A 17,215-nucleotide genomic window follows, 5' to 3' on the forward strand; every position below is an offset into this window, starting at 1 on the left:
AAGAAAATCCTCAAAAAGCACAATCATCCGGCAAAGGAGCGGTACTTTCCAATCCTGCTGCATAGCTTTTCTCCAGACTATCCAGGACAAAGCCATCCTTCACGCTTCCCTTAAATATCTGTCTGCCATAACCCAGATTATTCATATGGCCTCGAATAAAGACAATTTCATCTTCTTGTATGTCGGCAGGGCCTCCGCTGCGACTAAAGGGTTGCTCATTGACGTGGCTATGGGCCAGAATTCGTCTATACACCAAACTACTATCTGCCCGAAAGACCTCCCACCAATCCGCATACTGATCGCAACCCGTATCCGGACTGGAAAGCGTAACGCTAAAGGTATAACTGCCGGGAGAACCTGCTGCTTCGACTTTGGTAACGGATACTTCTTCAGAGGAATTTCCGGGATCCATGGGGTTTTCATTGGGGCCGGTCGGATCTGATTCACAAGCGAAGAAAAAAAGGCTGAGGAAGATGAAGAGTATATTCATGTGCCCGTACATAATGAGTATGCTTAAAATGAATAAGGATTTCGATTTCTCAGCTGAAAAATAAAAAAATTCAGGCGAGATGTAACTTTCTGTAATTCCTTATGTCTACCTTCTTGTAAATCATTTCCAAGCATTGACTGACGAAAAACTCATCCAAAGAATCCAAAGCGGGCAAACAGAGGCCTGTGGAATTTTGTATGAGCGCTACAAGAAAGTCTTATGGAGCTTTTTCTACAATGCTTCGGGAGAAAGAGAGAAGAGTGAAGACCTGGTCCAACTTACCTTTGAGAAAGTCTTGAGGTATAGCAGAAATTTTTCGGCCAAAGGGAGTGTGAAATCCTGGCTCTTTAGTATCGCAAGGAATGTGTTGAAAGACGAATGGAAGCAAAAGGAAAAACACAAAGCCAGCTCTTTGGAACAAAAAGAAGTAGCAATACAATACCAGGCTCCAGTAGCGGAAGTATGGGTGGAGAAAAAAGAAAAAGAAGAATTGTTACAAAAAGCCCTTGATCAACTCGGTCCAGAAAAGCGTGAATTGCTGGCACTGGTCAAGATACATGGGAAAAAGTATAGAGAATTGGCAGAGATATACGGTCTTGGAGAATCTGCTTTGAAAGTAAAGGTCTTTCGCATTATGCAGGAACTCAAGTCATTTGTAGCAGAGGTTCAGGCGCGTTCGGATTATTAGCGGATCCATTTATGAAAGAGAAAGATAAACTCATACGATCCTATCAGACTTCACGCTTATCAGCTGAAGATCAAAAGCGGATGGAATATCTCATCGAATCAGGTGAAATCCAGTTGGATGAACTTGGCCCTTTTTCAGATATCATGGCTCATTTAAAATCTGAGTCTGATATGGGCGATAGTACAGAAATGGATAAAGCTTTTTATACGATGCTGGAAAATGAGCCAGAAAAGTCCGCCAGGAATGCTGTTATCTCTTTCAAGCTTTCTCCCCTTTATTCAGTAGCCGCTGCAATCCTCCTCTTTCTGATTGCTTTCTGGTTGGGGGGCTTGAATCGTGAAAATCAATCAAAAAGCAAGCCGGCCGACTTTCTGACAAGTTTGATAGAGACGGATGAAATCAGTGAACGAATTCACCTGATCGCCAATAGTCATTCAGAAGAGCAATGGGATGAGACTGGCATAGATGCCCTTTTATTTTTACTCATTCATGACGAAAGTAGCAATGTCAGATTGGCTTGTCTGGATGTGCTCGGTGAATATCATAGCAGAGAAAAGGTGCGCGAAGGTTTGATTCGGGCCATTCCTTATCAGGAATCCAGTATTGTATTGATCGAATTGGCGCAAAGCATAGCTACAAGTGGAAAGGCAATGGATGAGGATGAATTTCTGGATAGATTGAATAAGGATTTTCCGGAAGCTTTGAAAGGCCCTCTGAAGCAACAATTGATTCAATTATAATTCGAAAAAATGTATACAAAACATCTCATAAGCTTCTTACTTCTCCTTTCACTATGCTTTTCTGCAAAAGCACAGGAGAAAGAAGTCTTAATTCCTTTTGATGAACAAGGAGCTAAAAAGGAGATCAACATCTGGATTTATCAGGGGGATATCCAGGTTTTGGGCAAAGATCGCAAGGATGTACTGCTAAAATATGAAGCCAAAGAAAGTAAGCTCCATGGGGATTTTGAAAGCTTTGGAGATGAAAAAGCGAAAGGGCTGAAGAAGATTTCTCACAATAATGCAGACCTGGATATCAGTTCGTCTGGAAATGTCGTTCTGATCAAATCGAAAGAATGGAAGAAAGACCTGAAGTTTTATGTGGAGGTTCCCCGGGAAATAGATCTATTTATTCATTATGGATTTGGGGGTTTGGTTGAAGTCGAAGGCTTGCTGGGAAATGTAAATGTCGAAAGTAATTCAGGAGATATTTTTGCCAAAAACATCAAAGGGCTTGTAAATGCCAGTACCAATGATGGAGACATTACGGTAAGCTTTGCGGGAATTCCAGATGCCAAAAGTATGATCTTGAGCAATGTAAGTGGGGATATAGATGTGAGCCTTCCCGCAGAGTACAAAAGTTTGCTGAAGTTGAAAACGATTTTGGGCTCTATTTATAGTGGCTTTGATCTGAATTTTTACGAAAAAGAAGAAAGCAGCTCCGATGCGGGAAAGGTGGAAGAGCTGTTTCAACTTTCCCCAGCCAATAAATGGTCCTACGCAAAGTTGAATGGAGGAGGACCTGTATTAACTATTCAAACAAAAGGAGGCAATATTTATCTGAGAAAAGCAGACTAGTATTTCTTAAGACCTCTTTACCCTGACATTTCTGAACAAAACCTAAAGTCCCTTTGGGACCTGGGGAATCTATATCCTCTCTCAAAAGAGGAGCATCCATTACACCTAATTTTTACAAAACATGAAAGGCAAAATGCTTATTTACTTATTGTTGTTGAGCTTGAGTTTTGGGATACAGCAAAACCTTATTGCCCAAAAACAAAAATCGACAGCCGAAATAGACAACTACCTGGAGAAAGTTCTGAAGCGCTCCGAAATTCCCGGCCTTGCAGTTGCCATCCTGAAAAAAGACCAACTCATCTATGAGGGCTATTTCGGATATGCAAATTTGGAGCATAAAGTGAAGGTAGACAATCGGAGCATCTTTCGGGTGTATTCGCTGACGAAACCTATCGTTGCAACGGCGGCTTTTCATATGATGGAGAAAGGCAAATTTTCTCTGGAGGATCCGATAAGCAAATACCTGAAGGGCTTGCCGAATGCCTGGAAGAAAGTCAAAATCAAGCATTTGCTTAGCCATTCATCCGGACTGCCAGAATTAGGAGGGATAGAATCTCCGGATGAGGACGAAGTTTTGGCGACTACCTTCAAAAAAGAGATCTACTTTCCGGCAGGCAATCGTTTCCGCTATACCCAAACCAACTTTCTCCTGCTAAAACAGATCATGGAGAAGCAAAGCGATAAAAGCTTTGAGGAGATCATTTACGATCAACAATTTTTAGGGCAGCAGCCAAATGTACTCTTTTCTTCCAATTCACAGGAAGTGATACCTCATAGAGCCCAGCGCTATCAATTGAATTATCAGCGCAATACCTGGGAAAAAATCGATTATGTGAATCCACCTTTTGCCCATAGCGGCAATGGACTCAATCTTTCTCTGCCTGCGATGATTCGTTGGGATCGATTGTTGAATCAGGGCAAAGTTTTGAGTGAAAATGGCAAAGCAAAGATGTGGAGTGAATTTAGGTTCGATACGCCTGACCGCTTTGCGCATGGTTGGGGTTTTTATCAGGTAAATGGAAGAAATTCACTTGGCTTTACCGGTGGGGGAGTTGCTGGTTTTCGCAAGTTTCGGGAAGAGAATATCAGCATCATTTTTCTTAGCAATGGAGCGAAATACCGAGTCAGCATAGATGGAATTATCAATCACCTGGCAGGAATGGTCGATAAAGACCTGGAAGACAAAGGAGCTTTGGCAGAGGATGCTTTATGGGATGCTTTTGTTGGGGAAAATATACAGCAAGCTTTTGAGGAACATCAGCGATTGAAAAAAGAAAATCCGCAAAAGAGTTTCGAAGGAGTACTCAACTCAATTGGCTATGATTTGTTGGGCAGAAGCAGACATGAGGATGCCCTGGAAGTTTTTAAGCTAAATGTAAAGGAGCATCCGGATGCCTGGAATGTGTATGATAGCCTGGGAGAAGGCTACGAAGAAATAGGGGAAATCGATTTAGCCCTCAAATACTATCGAAAGTCTGTCCAACTCAATCCCGATAACCAACATGGAGTGGAAAAGATAAAAGAATTAACTACTCACTAATTTTTCTTAGTATGATTGTAAATCGATGGTTAACTCTCCTCCTTTTAATGGCATCTTACCAAATCGGTACTGCTCAGCAGAGTCAAATATCTCTGGAGGCCCGTGATAGCATAGTACAGAATACAGCGAGTTTATTCGAAAGGCATTATGTCTTTCCTGAGAAGGGAAGACTCATTTCCGAGCATTTACATCAGGAGTGGAAAAAGGGGCGTTTTGCTCAATATTCGAATCCCTTAAGGTTCAGAAAAGCTTTGCAGCTTTCTATCCGTGAAGTGGTGAACGATCCTCATATCATTCTTATTTATATCGGTGGGGAAAAAGAAAATCCGGAGCCGACTCCCGCTTCTTATTTGCAAAGAGAATATGAGAAAAGAAGAGCCATGAATTTTGGAATCCCTGAGGCCAGATTTCTGGAAGGAAATATTGCCTATCTGAAGATTACTAAGTTTACTTCCCCCGAACTTTTTGCTCCAGTAATTGAGTCTGCTTCAAATTTCCTGGCTGAATCTGACGCTATGATTTTAGATCTGCGAAGTCGGGGAGGAGGAAATTCCTATACCGTCCGTTTATTGCTGAGTTATTTTCTGCCTGCAAAAACTCATCTCTTCAATTGGTACTATCGGGAAGTTTCGGAGGAAATAGAGGAAACATGGACCTTGCCATTTGTAGCGGGTAAGCAATTTCTCGATATCCCACTTGTTGTTTTGACAAGTGAAAAGACTTTCTCAGGCAGTGAAGCCTTTGCCTTTGCCTTGCAAATGGAGAAGCGAGCGCAAATCATAGGAGAGACCAGCCGGGGAGGTGCACATACCTATAAAGAGATGTTCCCCGCGGAGGATTTTTTGCTACTTGTTCCCATAGGCCAAGCCCTACATCCCCAAAGCCAGGAAAACTGGGAAGGAAAAGGAGTAATCCCCGATATTTCCGTTCCGGCAGACCAGGCCCTGGAGTTTGCATTGAAGGAACTAAAAGAAGTTCTTAAGCTGCATGATTGATGAGCAAATTCGGACAGCTATTATTCTACGGGTTGTCCTTTTGCAAAATCGAATAGTGTGTCCGCTCGCAAGCGTGCAAGAGCTACCCAGAAATTGCGGAGATTGTTGACATGCTGAAGCCGTGCTCGATCTCTTTCGTCCTGAGCGATAAATAAATCCTGAATGCTGACCTTACCGATCAGGTATCGATTTTTGGTGATGGTATACCGCTTTCTGGCAATAGTATCAGAACGGGCAGAAATATCCAGTTGGGTGCGGAGTTGATCCAGGGTAAGGACTCGATAGCGGATATCATCTCCAAAATTGAGTTCTGCCTGCTCCTGACTCATGATGATTGCTTTTTGACGAGCAAGGCGGGCATCTACTTCAGCCTTTCCACTTCCCCACTGAAAAATGGGAAGATTCAGGCCTACACTAAAGCTTTGCTGATTGATGGGATTTTTGTAGGCTTCGGATAAATCGCTACCGGTTTGGTTCAATCCAAAACTGGCCGTGATATCTGCATTGAAGCGGTTATCTGCTCGGGCTTCTTTGACCTGTTGGGCTGCATTGAGTGCATTGACTTTGCCACTTTGTACCAAACGACTGTATTTCATAGCCTGGGCTACTGCGAAGTCCGGATCAACATTTACAGGCGGCAAATTCTCTGGCACAACCAATTCTAAAGCCTGATCTTCTCCCATTCCCAGCAGTCTCCGCAATTGCTGAAGAGATTGCTCATATTGGAGTTCTGCGCGCTGTTTATCTGCTCGGGCATTCATCAAACTGAGTTCACTCTGCAGTAATTCATTCTCGGCTATTTTCCCCACACTAAATCTTCCTTCGGATATTTTGAAAATGGTATCATTGTTCCGCACATTGATCTCCGCCTGTTGCAATTCACTGAGGGAGGTAATGGCATCGAAATAGATGAGGGTTAAATCCACAGCGGCCTGCTCGATGTCCTGCAGTTTGCTCACCTGGGCCAATTGATATTGAGCTTTGACATTATCCAGGCCAAATTTGATTCTATTGGGCTGAAAAAGAGGTTGGGAATAACTGATCGAAATAGGAGAGGTTCGCCATAAACTCAATTCATTATCCTCCAGCAATTGAAAGTTAGATAAGCCTGAGAAGAGGGTAATGCGTCCTCCTGTGAATGGCAAAGCCTGACTAAAACCAAGATTCGCACTTGAAAAAAGCTGACTTTGAGGTTGGAACAGGGTTGAACCATCATCCTGGGTAATCCCGGTGATCGATCTGGTAAGTCCCGGAAGATTAGCAAAGAGGGTTAGTTGAGGTAAAAGCCCATATTGATAGGCCTGGTAGTTGTTTTCTGCTTCTTCAAAATTGAACTGTGCAATTTCTGCATTCGGACTTTCGCTACGAATGATTAGCAGGCATTCTTCCAGGCTGAGGGTTCGTGTTTGTTGTGCGAAAAGCTGAGAGAGTGACAAGCTCAGCAAGAGTATGAAAATAAGACGCATAGCGTGTAGGTTTTTTTAGTGTTCTGGTGTTCTGGTGTTCGTGGAAAGAAGTGTTGTGGTGTTATAGGGTTGTGGTTTTTCTGTAGAAGGGATAAACAACAACACTATAACACTTCCGAACGACAACACTTTAGTTGGATCTCAATGAAACAACCGGATCCTGAATCGCTGCTTTCTGAGCTGGATAGATCCCAAAGATCAATCCGACAATGAGGGCTACGAAAAAGGATAAGAAAATGGACCAACCGGAAACGATGGCTTCTGTATCGGTAAATTGATTGATAATGAAGCTAAAGCTGACGCCGAGGAAGATGCCGAGGATTCCTCCGGTGATGCTAATAGCAACTGCTTCGCCCATAAATTGGTAGACGATGTCTTGTTTGGTCGCTCCCAGAGAGAGTCTCAATCCAATTTCCTTGATACGCTCAAGGACTGAGGCTAGCATAATGTTCATGATGCCGATTCCTCCAACTAGAAGGGAGATAGAAGCAATTGCTCCCAAAACGAAATTAAATCGTCGGGTTGTCTCTCGCTTTTGCTGGAGCAGGAGTTCCGGAACGATGATTTCATAGTCCACAACATTGTTGTGGCGACGATACAGCATTCGGTGGCTGATTTCAGCTATTTGGTGCATATAGCGGGTATCCTTTACCCGAATCACAAGCTTATCCAGTTGATGATAATTTTTAGGAGGAGCATCTTCGTCATCATCATTATTGTCCCACTGAGCGCGGGTCAGGGCTGTACGGGTCACCAGAGAGCGGTTCTTATAGCGGAGGAGCATGGTTTGGACAGGAATGTAGATATCGAGATCATAATTCCGGATGCCCAATTCATCTCGAATATTTTTGGAGATATTTCTTCCTCCCAAAACCCCCACAATGGTCAACCAGTTCTTTCCACATTTGATCTGCTTTCCTACGGCTTCTTCTGTGGGAAAGAATTTGACTTTGATATCATTTCCGATGATACAAACCGGATAGCCTCTTTTTAATTGTTCTTTGCTGAATTTGTTTCCGCTTTGCAATTCAAACCCAAGGTCTCCGAAATAACTGTTTCGGACGCCGACGAGTTTGGTACTTCTTTTCCTCCCTTCCCTGACTGCGAGTACATCCATAACAATTTCAGGACTGACATGATCTATATGTGGGAGTTCCTCCATACTGAGCACATCCATCATAGTCAGGCCGGGCGTAAAGCGAACAGGTTGTCGATCATCCTCTTCTTCCTCGACTTCTCCTTCTTCTTGTTCTACTACCGGATTGATAATGAGATTATTCACCCCAAGGGCTTCCATTTGTTCAAGGACTGCGAGTTCTGCCCCTCGCCCAATGGCAAGCATGGCGATTACTGAGGCAACCCCGAAAATGATTCCCAGAGAAGTGAGAATTGCACGTAGTTTATTCTGTGAAATGGCATCTATGCCAATCAGAAAGTTGTAGCTGAGTTTTCTAAGCATGCTGAAAGATTAGAGCGTGTGGAATAAATGTGGTCGAAAGCGAGCTTAGTTGCCTGCTATCTTATTTGGCTCTATCCTCAGCAAAGAAAGTCCGCTGGTATCTCCGGGCATGGAAAGATAAACTTTATGCTCTGTACTCAGGCCTTTCAGAATCTCTACATCATTTTCATTGATCAGGCCTGCTTGGATCTCTTGACGAGCAATATTGCCTCCCTGATCTACGAATACATAACTGATGCTGTCCTGGGCATGTAGGCATTCCAGGGGAATAAAGAGAGATTCCTCTTTGGCAGCAACCAATATTTCATTACTGGTGGTCATCGCAGGACGAAGGGTACTGTCTTTATCTGCGATTTCTATGATTACTTCAAATACTTTGGAGTCAGAATTGGGCCTTTGTTCTCCAATATTGGCCAGGCTGCTTACTTTACCTGTAAGAGATTTTTCAGCCATCGCATCCAATCTTACTGTTACTTCCTGGTCCTTTTTAATTTTTTGAATGTCGATCTCATTAATATAAGTGATGGATTGCATTTTGCTGAGATCGGGTAGGGTGGCAATAACAGGATTCCATCTTTCCCACATAGAACCGGCGGCAATCTTTTTGCCATTCCAGTGTCTTTTATAGATGATCATACCATCTTCTGGGGCCATGATGGTAAACTCAGCTTTGAGTGCGAGAAAATCATTGTATTTCCGTTGTTGCTTGATAAGTTCTGTTTCAGACTCTTTGACTTTGGCTACCGATTGGGCGATCCTTTTCTGGTAATTGTCAATTTCCTGATCATAGGCCAATTGTGCCCGCTCAAATTCCAGCTTTACTCGCTGTTTGGTTGCTGGCGCTTCATAAGCTGACTGTTCGATCTCAGCCAACTTTTCTTCCATGCTAAATTTGAGGTTGACAATCTTGTTTCTTGCCTCTGACAGACTGAGTGCTGTGTCGAGTTTGGCCTGCGTAAATTGGGATTCTGCTTTTTGTAAAGCTATCTGAGCATCCATGATCTTGGTAGTAAGATCACTATCGTCTACTCTTGCCACATATTCTCCCTTTTTAACTTTTGTTCCTTCTGGAAGCAGGTCGCTGATTTTTGCCTGGTAAATATTGGCTTTAGAAGCACTTTGCGGTCCAAAGATGCTGACAGAATTTGTGGCTTGAAGTTCTCCGGTAGCCGTTACTTTGACTTCGAATTTTCCAAGTCTGGGGCTAATCAGGATCTCTGTGCCTCCTTCTGATCCGCTATTACAGGAACTAAGTGCTAGAAAAAATGTGATAAGAATTAGTGAAATGGCCTTTAGGAAATGGTCCATGGTGTGGAATTGTTAGGTGTATAAGTGGCAAGAAAAAAAGCAATCCCGCTTAGCAGGGATTGCTTTAGAATACGTAGGTTTTGTGCCTTTAGTTAGGCAGTTCGTAGACTCTTTCCTTATACATATGGAAAAATAGATCCTGCATAGACCGCAGCATCTCCTAATTCTTCCTCTATTCTAAGGAGCTGATTGTATTTGGCAATTCTGTCACTTCGTGATGCAGATCCGGTTTTGATCTGCCCGGAGTTGAGTGCTACTGCCAGGTCAGCAATGGTCGTATCTTCTGTTTCTCCACTTCTGTGAGAAATGATATTTGTATAGCTGTTTTTGGTAGCCAATTGAACCGCTTCAATGGTTTCTGTCAGCGAACCGATTTGATTTACTTTAACCAAAATAGAATTGGCTACTCCCATATCAATTCCTTTGCTCAGGAAGTCAACATTTGTAACAAAGAGGTCATCTCCTACGAGCTGAACCTTATCGCCCAAAGCATCGGTGAGCTTTTTCCATCCGTCCCAGTCATTTTCATCCAATCCATCCTCAATAGATACGATCGGATATCGCTTGCACCAGTCAGCATAAAATTCTACCATTTCTTCAGAAGTCTTTTCAGATCCATCAGAATGGCTAAATACATATTTGTTTTTCTCTTTGTCGTAAAACTCAGAGCTGGCGCAGTCAAGTGCGAAATAGATATCCTCTCCCGGCTTATATCCTGCAGCTTCGATCGCCTGCATGATGGTTTGTAGCGCTTCTTCATTGGATGCCAGGTTAGGAGCAAATCCACCTTCATCACCTACATTGGTGCTCAGGCCTTTTTTCTTCAATACCTTTTTGAGGTTGTGAAATACTTCCGCACCCATTCTCAATGCTTCCTTGAAAGTAGGAGCTTTCAAAGGCATGATCATGAATTCCTGAATATCTACGGAATTGTCAGCATGACTTCCTCCATTGAGGATATTCATAAGAGGTACAGGAAGGTATCTTCCATTTACTCCTCCAACATATCTATATAGTGGCATGCCCGCAGATTCAGCAGCTGCTCTGGCACAAGCCAAAGAAGCACCAAGAATTGCATTGGCACCAAGTTTACTTTTGTTTGCAGTACCATCCAGCTCAATGAGCATTCTGTCGATATCAGCCTGATCTGAAACAAGCATCCCTTCCAATTCCGGAGCGATGATCTCATTTACATTGGCAACAGCTTTTTCTACGCCTTTGCCCATGTAACGATTTCCCCCATCTCTCAACTCAACAGCTTCGTGCATTCCGGTACTTGCACCGGAAGGAACAGCGGCTCTTCCAGTAAGTCCTTCTGCAGTTAAAACTTCTACTTCTACCGTAGGATTTCCGCGGGAATCGAGGATCTCTCTTCCATGTACAGCTATAATATGACTCATGACTTTTTTAGTATGGTTTGTTAAATGAGGCTGTGAAGTTAAAAATTAAATTGAGATATTAGCATATTTACGGAAGAAAGTACTTATATTTCCATTTGTCATAATATAGTCTTCATCCATTAAGAATATTGCAGCTGCATGGCCAACAAGACGCTGAAGGTTATCGGCCTACAACTTGATCTAATCTGGCAAAATCCTGAAGCTAACCGAAAGCACATTGATGGGATCCTCAATGGCTATCAGGAACACGCAGATATTATCGTCCTTCCGGAGATGTTTACTACCGGCTTTACCATGGATGCAGCCTCAAATTTTGAGGAACTGCAGGGAGCCACGCTTTTCTGGATGAAACAGCTTGCCGAAAGGAGAGATGCCCTTATTTGTGGAAGTGTGATCATCAGAGAAGATGGTGATTTTTTCAATCGTTTTCTGATGGTTAGTCCGGATGGATTGATTGGCGAATATAACAAGAGACATCTCTTTCGGATGGCTGACGAACATCACCATTATTTGTCAGGAGAAGAATGGGTTCGGGCAGAGTATAAAGGATGGCGAATTTTGCCTCAGGTTTGTTATGACTTGCGCTTCCCTGTATTTAGTAGAAACCGCCTGGATGCAGAAGGAAAACTCAGCTATGACTTGCTGATCTATGTGGCCAACTGGCCCAGACCTAGAGTCAATCACTGGGAAACCCTTTTACAGGCTAGAGCCATAGAGAATCAGGCCTTTGTGATCGGAGTAAATCGAGTAGGAGTAGATGGGGTAGATGTTCCTTATTCAGGATCTTCCATGATTCTGGATCCGAAAGGAAAGCGACTTGCCTTTGAAACGGAGAAGGAAGCTATACTCGAAGCCAGCCTCGATCCAGAGCCGATGAATGCTTATCGGGAGAAATTTCCTATCTGGAAAGATGCCGATGTGTTCGAACTTTATATGTAATCGGCTTTTTTTAACGTTATGAGTATAAGCTTATACTCTATCAGATTTTTTGAGACCTCTACTAAAGTTGATCTATCGTGCCTTTGCTGCTTTCGGGGACTTCTTCCTCGGAAAGACAAACGATATTCCCCAATTCAAAGAAAGAGGCCCCAGCAATATCTACAGGCGTATTGAATACCTCCAACAGGAACATCCCCTCGATCCGGATGTTCAGGATTTTTGCCTGGAAATCTCTGAAATTCTCAGTATTCTCGCTTCCCAAAATGAATTTGATGCAGGAGCTTTCCTGAATTTCTGCGACAGAATCTTTGACTGGCATATCGATATGTATGAGGTCGAAAGTATGCTTTGGGAGGTCAATCAGCGACATAGTCATCCAGATACAGTAAATCGCAAAGGCTATGAACGCACTCAATTCTTTAATCTCCTGGAAAAACGGGTAAATACCTTTAATCCTCTTGACCATGAGAGTAAAGTGGTCAGAAGTGTGATAGAGAAATTATCGAGATTGCAACTGAAAGATGAACATGAGCAGACCCAGTTTTTCTGTACAGATACCCTGGACCTTTTTCCCCGACTGAACAATAATGAAAAAATCCCGGCAGAAGCCTTGCGGGAGTTTATGCTGAAACATGCGCCTTTCTCCAGCTTTTATTATGAAATGGAGGTTTTGCTCAATGCACCTGATCCCAAAGCCTTGCGAGCTCTGGATGCTTTCCCGCGTATTTTCTTCGTCAGAAAACTCCTGGAGAGATTGTTGGCTGATTGGTACATAAAGGATCGGATAGAAATGAACGCCCTATTCCCCAAAAGTATGCCCGAGGTTGAAGAAGGGAAAGAGTTGCAGAAAGCAGATGTGGAGGAAATGCTCAATCAGATAAAAAAAGCCAATGACCAGAAAGCGATGAAATACATGATTGGCTTTTGTCATGATAGGCCTCATTTGCTCAAAGAAGCCCGCCTGATGTATGCCTGCAACCTCAAATTGAATCGGGAAGATTTATCTGGGGTAAGTTCCCGCTCTCGTATCAATAAACTTCGATGGCTTTGGTCTTCCTGGTATATAGACTTTCTCAGTAAAGTAGAAGAAGAATTTGGAGTCGAAAAACAGGATCAATGATCCTTGATTAAAGGAAGCCGCAAAATCACCCGCGTACCTGCTGAATCACCTGCCTGATCCTGCAGATCTACAATTTCAATTGACTTTCCCCAGTCCGCTCCTTTACTCAAAATATCCAGCCTCTCCTGTGTAACTAATAAGGCAGTAGACTTATGTTTGTGAGCACGCTGACTCTTGATTGCAGCAGCTTTCTTCCTCCCAACGCCATTGTCTGTAATGTAGCATTCTATTCGCTTGTGAATCTTGCGGAATTCAACTTCTATCCGTCCTTTTTCCTGTAAATGTGCCACTCCATGAATAATGGAATTTTCAATAAACGGCTGAATCATCATGGGAGGAATCAAAATTTCTTCGGGATCGATTTCCTCATCGCAATGGATGCTGTATTCAAATTTTTCTCCACTGCTAAATTTCTCCACGGTCAGATAATGTTCCAGGGTTTCTATTTCATCTTCCAATGGAATCATACTTTCCCTTGAATTTTCTAAGACGAGACGCATGAGTTTGGAAAACTTCGCCAAATAGTATCGGGCCTTTTTGCTGTCTTCTTTGGCAATAAGTCCCTGGATAGAGTTGAGGGCATTGAAAAGGAAGTGAGGATTCATCTGTAAACGGAGTGCTTTTTGTTCCAGCTGAATAAGGTCCTTTTCGATTTGAAGTTTTTCCTGATCTATGCGGGCTATTTTTCTGACTTGATTGAGTCTGATGCGAAAGATGAGGTAGATGAATAAAGCCAGTAGGCCTATTGAAGAAAGGATAAACCAGGGCCTCATATAAATCGGCGTGGCAATTTGGATCGGGATCTCCAGAATTTCACTTTCCTGTCCATCTCCATTTACGGCTTTCACCTGAAAACTATAGTTGCCGGATGGCAGATTGGGATAAGCTGCATCATTTCTCTCTTGCAGTGGAGACCATTTCTTTTCCAGCTTGTCCATGCGGTACTGGTAGCGAAGGGTGCCGCCTGAATTGAGATCTATGCCATTGAATTGAAAGCTGAGGTTGTTTTCATCTGGCTCAAATTGGAGTTCTCCCTGTACATTTCCCCAGGGACCCATTCTATGAGCATGTGCAGCGAGGCTTTGCAGGGGTTCGTAAAAGAGCCTCAGCTGTTCGAGATAAATGCGAGGACCTGAACTTTCTGTAGGAGAGGACTGTGCCTGGTAAATACTAAAGCCTGTATTCGCCCCCAACCATAAACGGCCTTCATGAAGAAAGGCAGCATGTTGATTGATCTCTACATCTTCCAGCCCTTCCTTTCGCCCAAAGTGTCTTTGCTCGGTGAAATTTCTTTCAAAATCGAGGTTTACCCGATCAAGGCCTGACTCAGTACCGATCCACAAGGCATCATTTCCATCTGCCAGAATGAAATTTATATCATCAGAACTCAGGGCTTTGCGGTTGTTCTTTAGGTTGAATTTCTTGTCATAGAGGTACATATGGTAAATGCCCTGATTAGCTGTTCCTAACCAGAGGTAGCCTTTATTATCCTCTGCCAGGACTTTTATGTGGGTATTGGCTAAAATCTCTTTCGGCAATTTTCCATACAAACTGTCTTTTTCGATAAAGCCTAATCCTTTATCCGCAGTTGCATACCAGATTCGTTTCCTATTATCGATGTGGAGGTCCTCAATGCGATTGCTCAATAAGCCCTCCTCTTGTTGAAAGGCTTTGATCTCCAATTGGATGCCCGTACTATCAGTATAGGGCCTGATTCGATAAATCCCATTGTATTTGGAAGCGATCCAGAGATTTCCTTTGCTATCCTGAGCAATGTCCTGGATGATATTTGCACGAAAACCATTTTTATTAGAGAAAAATCTAATCAGGCTATCTGAGTAAAGGGCCAGGCCCCGATTGAGGGTGCCGAGCCACATTCGATCCTCTTTATCTCGAAAAATCTTCTTTACTCCTACATTCTGAAATCCACTTTGGGCATCGAAATGGGTAAACCAGCGCTCATCCATGATGTAAAAGCCCCGCTCTGCGGAACCGAGCCAAATCCGATCCTTTGCATCCATTTCAAAGGAAATGATGTCGCTGGAACGCAGGCCATTTTCCTTGCCGTAATGAATGAATTTTCGGTTGCTGAATTTACTGATCCCTCCTCCCAGACTAGCTGCCCATATATTTCCCCAGGAGTCATCGATGACCTGGCTGATATGATTGGAGGCCAGTCCCTGTTTTCGGTCGTAAAATTCAAGACTTCCTTTTTGGATGTTGCAGCGAGCCATACCTTCATCCTGACTCGCTACCCAAAGATTTCCTTCCCGATCAAAATGAATATCCGTGATAAATCCTTCGTGAACAGGAGTCTCGATGAATTGTGGGACAAATTTTCGCCCATCAAATCTGTGAATACCCCCTAAAAAGCTTCCAATCCAGATATTGCCTTCGGGATCGGTATCAATGGCCCGTATATTTCTGCTATTTAATCCCTCTTTTGGAGTGTATTCCTTGATCTCATTTCCCAGGATTCGCAACAATCCTCGACTATGCCCCAGCCAGATCGCGCCATTTTTATCTTTTTGGAAGCTACTTACCTCCGCTATTCTATGCTTGTTTTCCGGATCTACTTTTTCCCATTCTCCTTCTGCATATAGGTATGCGCCCCGATCTGTTCCAATCCACATCCTCGATTTTTCATCCTGCCATATTTGGTGGATCTTCCTCTTTTCATCTCCTTTGATTTGTAAATTTTTGAATTCTCTCCCATCGTAAAGACTGATGCCCGCTATGGTTCCGATCCAGAGAATGCCTTCTTTATCTTCAAATAGATGGAGGATATGATTGTTGATCAGACCATCCTGGCTATTGTAGTTGATAAACTGCTTCCCATCGAAACGAGAGATTCCCCCACTCTGTGTACCGATCCATAAAGCTCCTCGGCTATCTTCCAGGACGGTATTGATCTTGGATTGGGGAAGGCCATCTTTAAGGGAATAGGAACTAAATCCTTTTTGCTGTGCAAAGAGGAAAGTGCTTAAAAACAGGCTGGAAATCAGAAAAAGAAGTATGCGTGAATAGCCCTGCATAAAACAAAGATAAAAAATGGCAGCAAGATCCTGCCATTTTAAGAAATCTTAAGAGAAAACGAAGCTACTGACTAGAAATTTGGATTATAAGAAGTATTTTTAAAAGAAGAGTAATGCTTGGACTATGAAACTTAGATGTACTCATAATAGTGTCAGGATTCGCTTGAAGAAATCAGACCTGGCCACACTTGCTGAAAAGGGCAGAGTAGAGGAGGTGATCCATTTTAGCCCTAAGTCCCGATTGGTGTTTGAATTGATAGTGGGTAAAAGTTATATGGAGGTTAAGGGGGAATTTATCAGTGGTCGCCTGACAGTCATCTTGCCGGAAGAGCAAGCTCATGCATGGATAAAATCAACTGCAGTGGGAATAGAAGCTAATCAAGCACTTAATGGTGAAGAAAAGCTACATATCCTGATTGAAAAAGACTTTCCCTGTAATGACAGGGAAGATGAAGATAAGTCCGATACTTTTTGGGAATTGGCGGAGGATAAGCCGGAGAGCTGTTGAGAAAATACAGTTTTGTAGTGTTATCGTGCGGGAGTTACAAAAAACCTCAAACGATAACACTACAATACCTTCCCTCCTAACTCGGATCCACGACTCCCCGAATATTCCAATTGATATTGGCCTCATTGTTTGAGCGGCGGAGCAATCTGTCCCAATTGCCATCGGCATTTTCGAAGAGCCAGTCTCCATTTTGATCTGCCGGACCCGGATCACAGCCTATGATCTGATCTTGCTGCCCCGTTTGAAAGCGGATGGCGATCCAGATGTCTTCCTGGGTGATGTCAATGGGGCTATCCAGAATATGGTGATTCCAACTATTGGTTTCCATACTGGAAGTAACTCCTTTAGAATAAATCAACTCAATAGGAAAACCCTGATCGGTCCCTCTGTAGATTTTTACCGTTGCAGAACTAGGCGTATTGAGCAGGTAAAAATAGACCTCTGTCAATTGGCCATTTTGCATATTGGCAGTTTCATCGCTGGTAAATATGGCCGCAGCTTCATAAGTACCCGCAGATAAATTGGGGGCAGTCAAATTGGAAGCATCATAGTTGAGAAAGACTAATGGGGCCTCTATAACCGGATCAGAATTATTATTGCCTTCTTCACATGCGAAAAGGAAAAAAAGGCTTAAAAAAATCGGGAAAATGTATCTCATGATTTTCTATATGAATTATTTCTAATGATTTT

Annotated in this window: 15 protein-coding genes; 8 read left to right on the forward strand and 7 right to left on the reverse strand. The window is 43.0% G+C overall.

The features are described 5' to 3' along the window. Positions 1 to 10: 10 nt before the first annotated feature. Entirely contained in the window at positions 11 to 490 is a 480-nt protein-coding gene (locus R8P61_03470; GenBank protein MDW3646098.1) for a hypothetical protein, read from the reverse strand. A gap of 133 nt (positions 491 to 623) precedes the next feature. On the opposite strand from R8P61_03470, the gene R8P61_03475 reads away from it, so the two are divergent. From R8P61_03475 to R8P61_03495, 5 genes are all read left to right on the forward strand, one after another. Beyond that, the gene (locus R8P61_03475; protein MDW3646099.1) at positions 624 to 1,178 is read left to right on the forward strand and encodes an RNA polymerase sigma factor; all 555 of its coding nucleotides are present in this window, start codon (positions 624 to 626) and stop codon (positions 1,176 to 1,178) included. Between the two features lie 11 nt (positions 1,179 to 1,189). Further along, positions 1,190 to 1,918 (forward strand): hypothetical protein, encoded by a 729-nt coding sequence (locus R8P61_03480; GenBank protein MDW3646100.1) that lies wholly within the window; start codon positions 1,190 to 1,192, stop codon positions 1,916 to 1,918. A gap of 9 nt (positions 1,919 to 1,927) precedes the next feature. Further along, entirely contained in the window at positions 1,928 to 2,755 is an 828-nt protein-coding gene (locus tag R8P61_03485) for a DUF4097 family beta strand repeat-containing protein (protein MDW3646101.1), read from the forward strand. Positions 2,756 to 2,876: 121 nt separating this feature from the next. Next, positions 2,877 to 4,295, forward strand: a complete 1,419-nt coding sequence (locus tag R8P61_03490; GenBank protein MDW3646102.1) for a serine hydrolase — start codon at positions 2,877 to 2,879, stop codon at positions 4,293 to 4,295. A 47-nt stretch (positions 4,296 to 4,342) separates the two neighbouring features. Beyond that, positions 4,343 to 5,290 carry a S41 family peptidase gene (locus R8P61_03495; GenBank protein ID MDW3646103.1) on the forward strand — a complete coding sequence of 316 codons (948 nt, stop codon included), beginning with the start codon at positions 4,343 to 4,345 and terminating at the stop codon, positions 5,288 to 5,290. A 20-nt stretch (positions 5,291 to 5,310) separates the two neighbouring features. Here R8P61_03495 and R8P61_03500 read toward each other — a convergent pair whose 3' ends face one another. From R8P61_03500 to eno, 4 genes are all read right to left on the reverse strand, one after another. Continuing rightward, positions 5,311 to 6,756: a TolC family protein gene (locus R8P61_03500; protein MDW3646104.1), complete on the reverse strand. Its 1,446-nt coding sequence runs from the start codon at positions 6,754 to 6,756 to the stop codon at positions 5,311 to 5,313. 130 nt (positions 6,757 to 6,886) lie between these two features. After that, entirely contained in the window at positions 6,887 to 8,215 is a 1,329-nt protein-coding gene (locus tag R8P61_03505; GenBank protein ID MDW3646105.1) for an ABC transporter permease, read from the reverse strand. Positions 8,216 to 8,260: 45 nt separating this feature from the next. Beyond that, positions 8,261 to 9,523 carry an efflux RND transporter periplasmic adaptor subunit gene (locus tag R8P61_03510; GenBank protein ID MDW3646106.1) on the reverse strand — a complete coding sequence of 421 codons (1,263 nt, stop codon included), beginning with the start codon at positions 9,521 to 9,523 and terminating at the stop codon, positions 8,261 to 8,263. Between the two features lie 116 nt (positions 9,524 to 9,639). After that, positions 9,640 to 10,923, reverse strand: coding sequence for a phosphopyruvate hydratase (eno, locus tag R8P61_03515; protein ID MDW3646107.1), 1,284 nt, complete (start codon positions 10,921 to 10,923; stop codon positions 9,640 to 9,642). 138 nt (positions 10,924 to 11,061) lie between these two features. Between eno and R8P61_03520 the strand changes: the two genes are divergently transcribed. Together R8P61_03520 and R8P61_03525 are read left to right on the forward strand one after the other, a co-directional pair. Beyond that, on the forward strand, positions 11,062 to 11,862 hold the full coding sequence (locus R8P61_03520; GenBank protein ID MDW3646108.1) for an amidohydrolase: 801 nt from the start codon (positions 11,062 to 11,064) through the stop codon (positions 11,860 to 11,862). 49 nt (positions 11,863 to 11,911) lie between these two features. Continuing rightward, the gene (locus R8P61_03525; GenBank protein MDW3646109.1) at positions 11,912 to 12,982 is read left to right on the forward strand and encodes a hypothetical protein; all 1,071 of its coding nucleotides are present in this window, start codon (positions 11,912 to 11,914) and stop codon (positions 12,980 to 12,982) included. Here R8P61_03525 and R8P61_03530 read toward each other — a convergent pair. Next, positions 12,976 to 16,017 carry a two-component regulator propeller domain-containing protein gene (locus R8P61_03530; GenBank protein ID MDW3646110.1) on the reverse strand — a complete coding sequence of 1,014 codons (3,042 nt, stop codon included), beginning with the start codon at positions 16,015 to 16,017 and terminating at the stop codon, positions 12,976 to 12,978. The two genes, R8P61_03525 and R8P61_03530, sit on opposite strands and share 7 nt — an antisense overlap. A gap of 124 nt (positions 16,018 to 16,141) precedes the next feature. Here R8P61_03530 and R8P61_03535 point away from each other — a divergent pair, with 124 nt between their 5' ends. Continuing rightward, positions 16,142 to 16,525, forward strand: coding sequence for a hypothetical protein (locus R8P61_03535; protein MDW3646111.1), 384 nt, complete (start codon positions 16,142 to 16,144; stop codon positions 16,523 to 16,525). Between the two features lie 76 nt (positions 16,526 to 16,601). Here R8P61_03535 and R8P61_03540 read toward each other — a convergent pair whose 3' ends face one another. After that, positions 16,602 to 17,183 (reverse strand): hypothetical protein, encoded by a 582-nt coding sequence (locus R8P61_03540; protein MDW3646112.1) that lies wholly within the window; start codon positions 17,181 to 17,183, stop codon positions 16,602 to 16,604. Between the last annotated feature and the right edge of the window lie 32 nt (positions 17,184 to 17,215).

This window comes from Bacteroidia bacterium, from assembly GCA_033391075.1.
In the GTDB taxonomy this organism is placed as follows: Bacteria; Bacteroidota; Bacteroidia; order J057; family J057; genus JAWPMV01.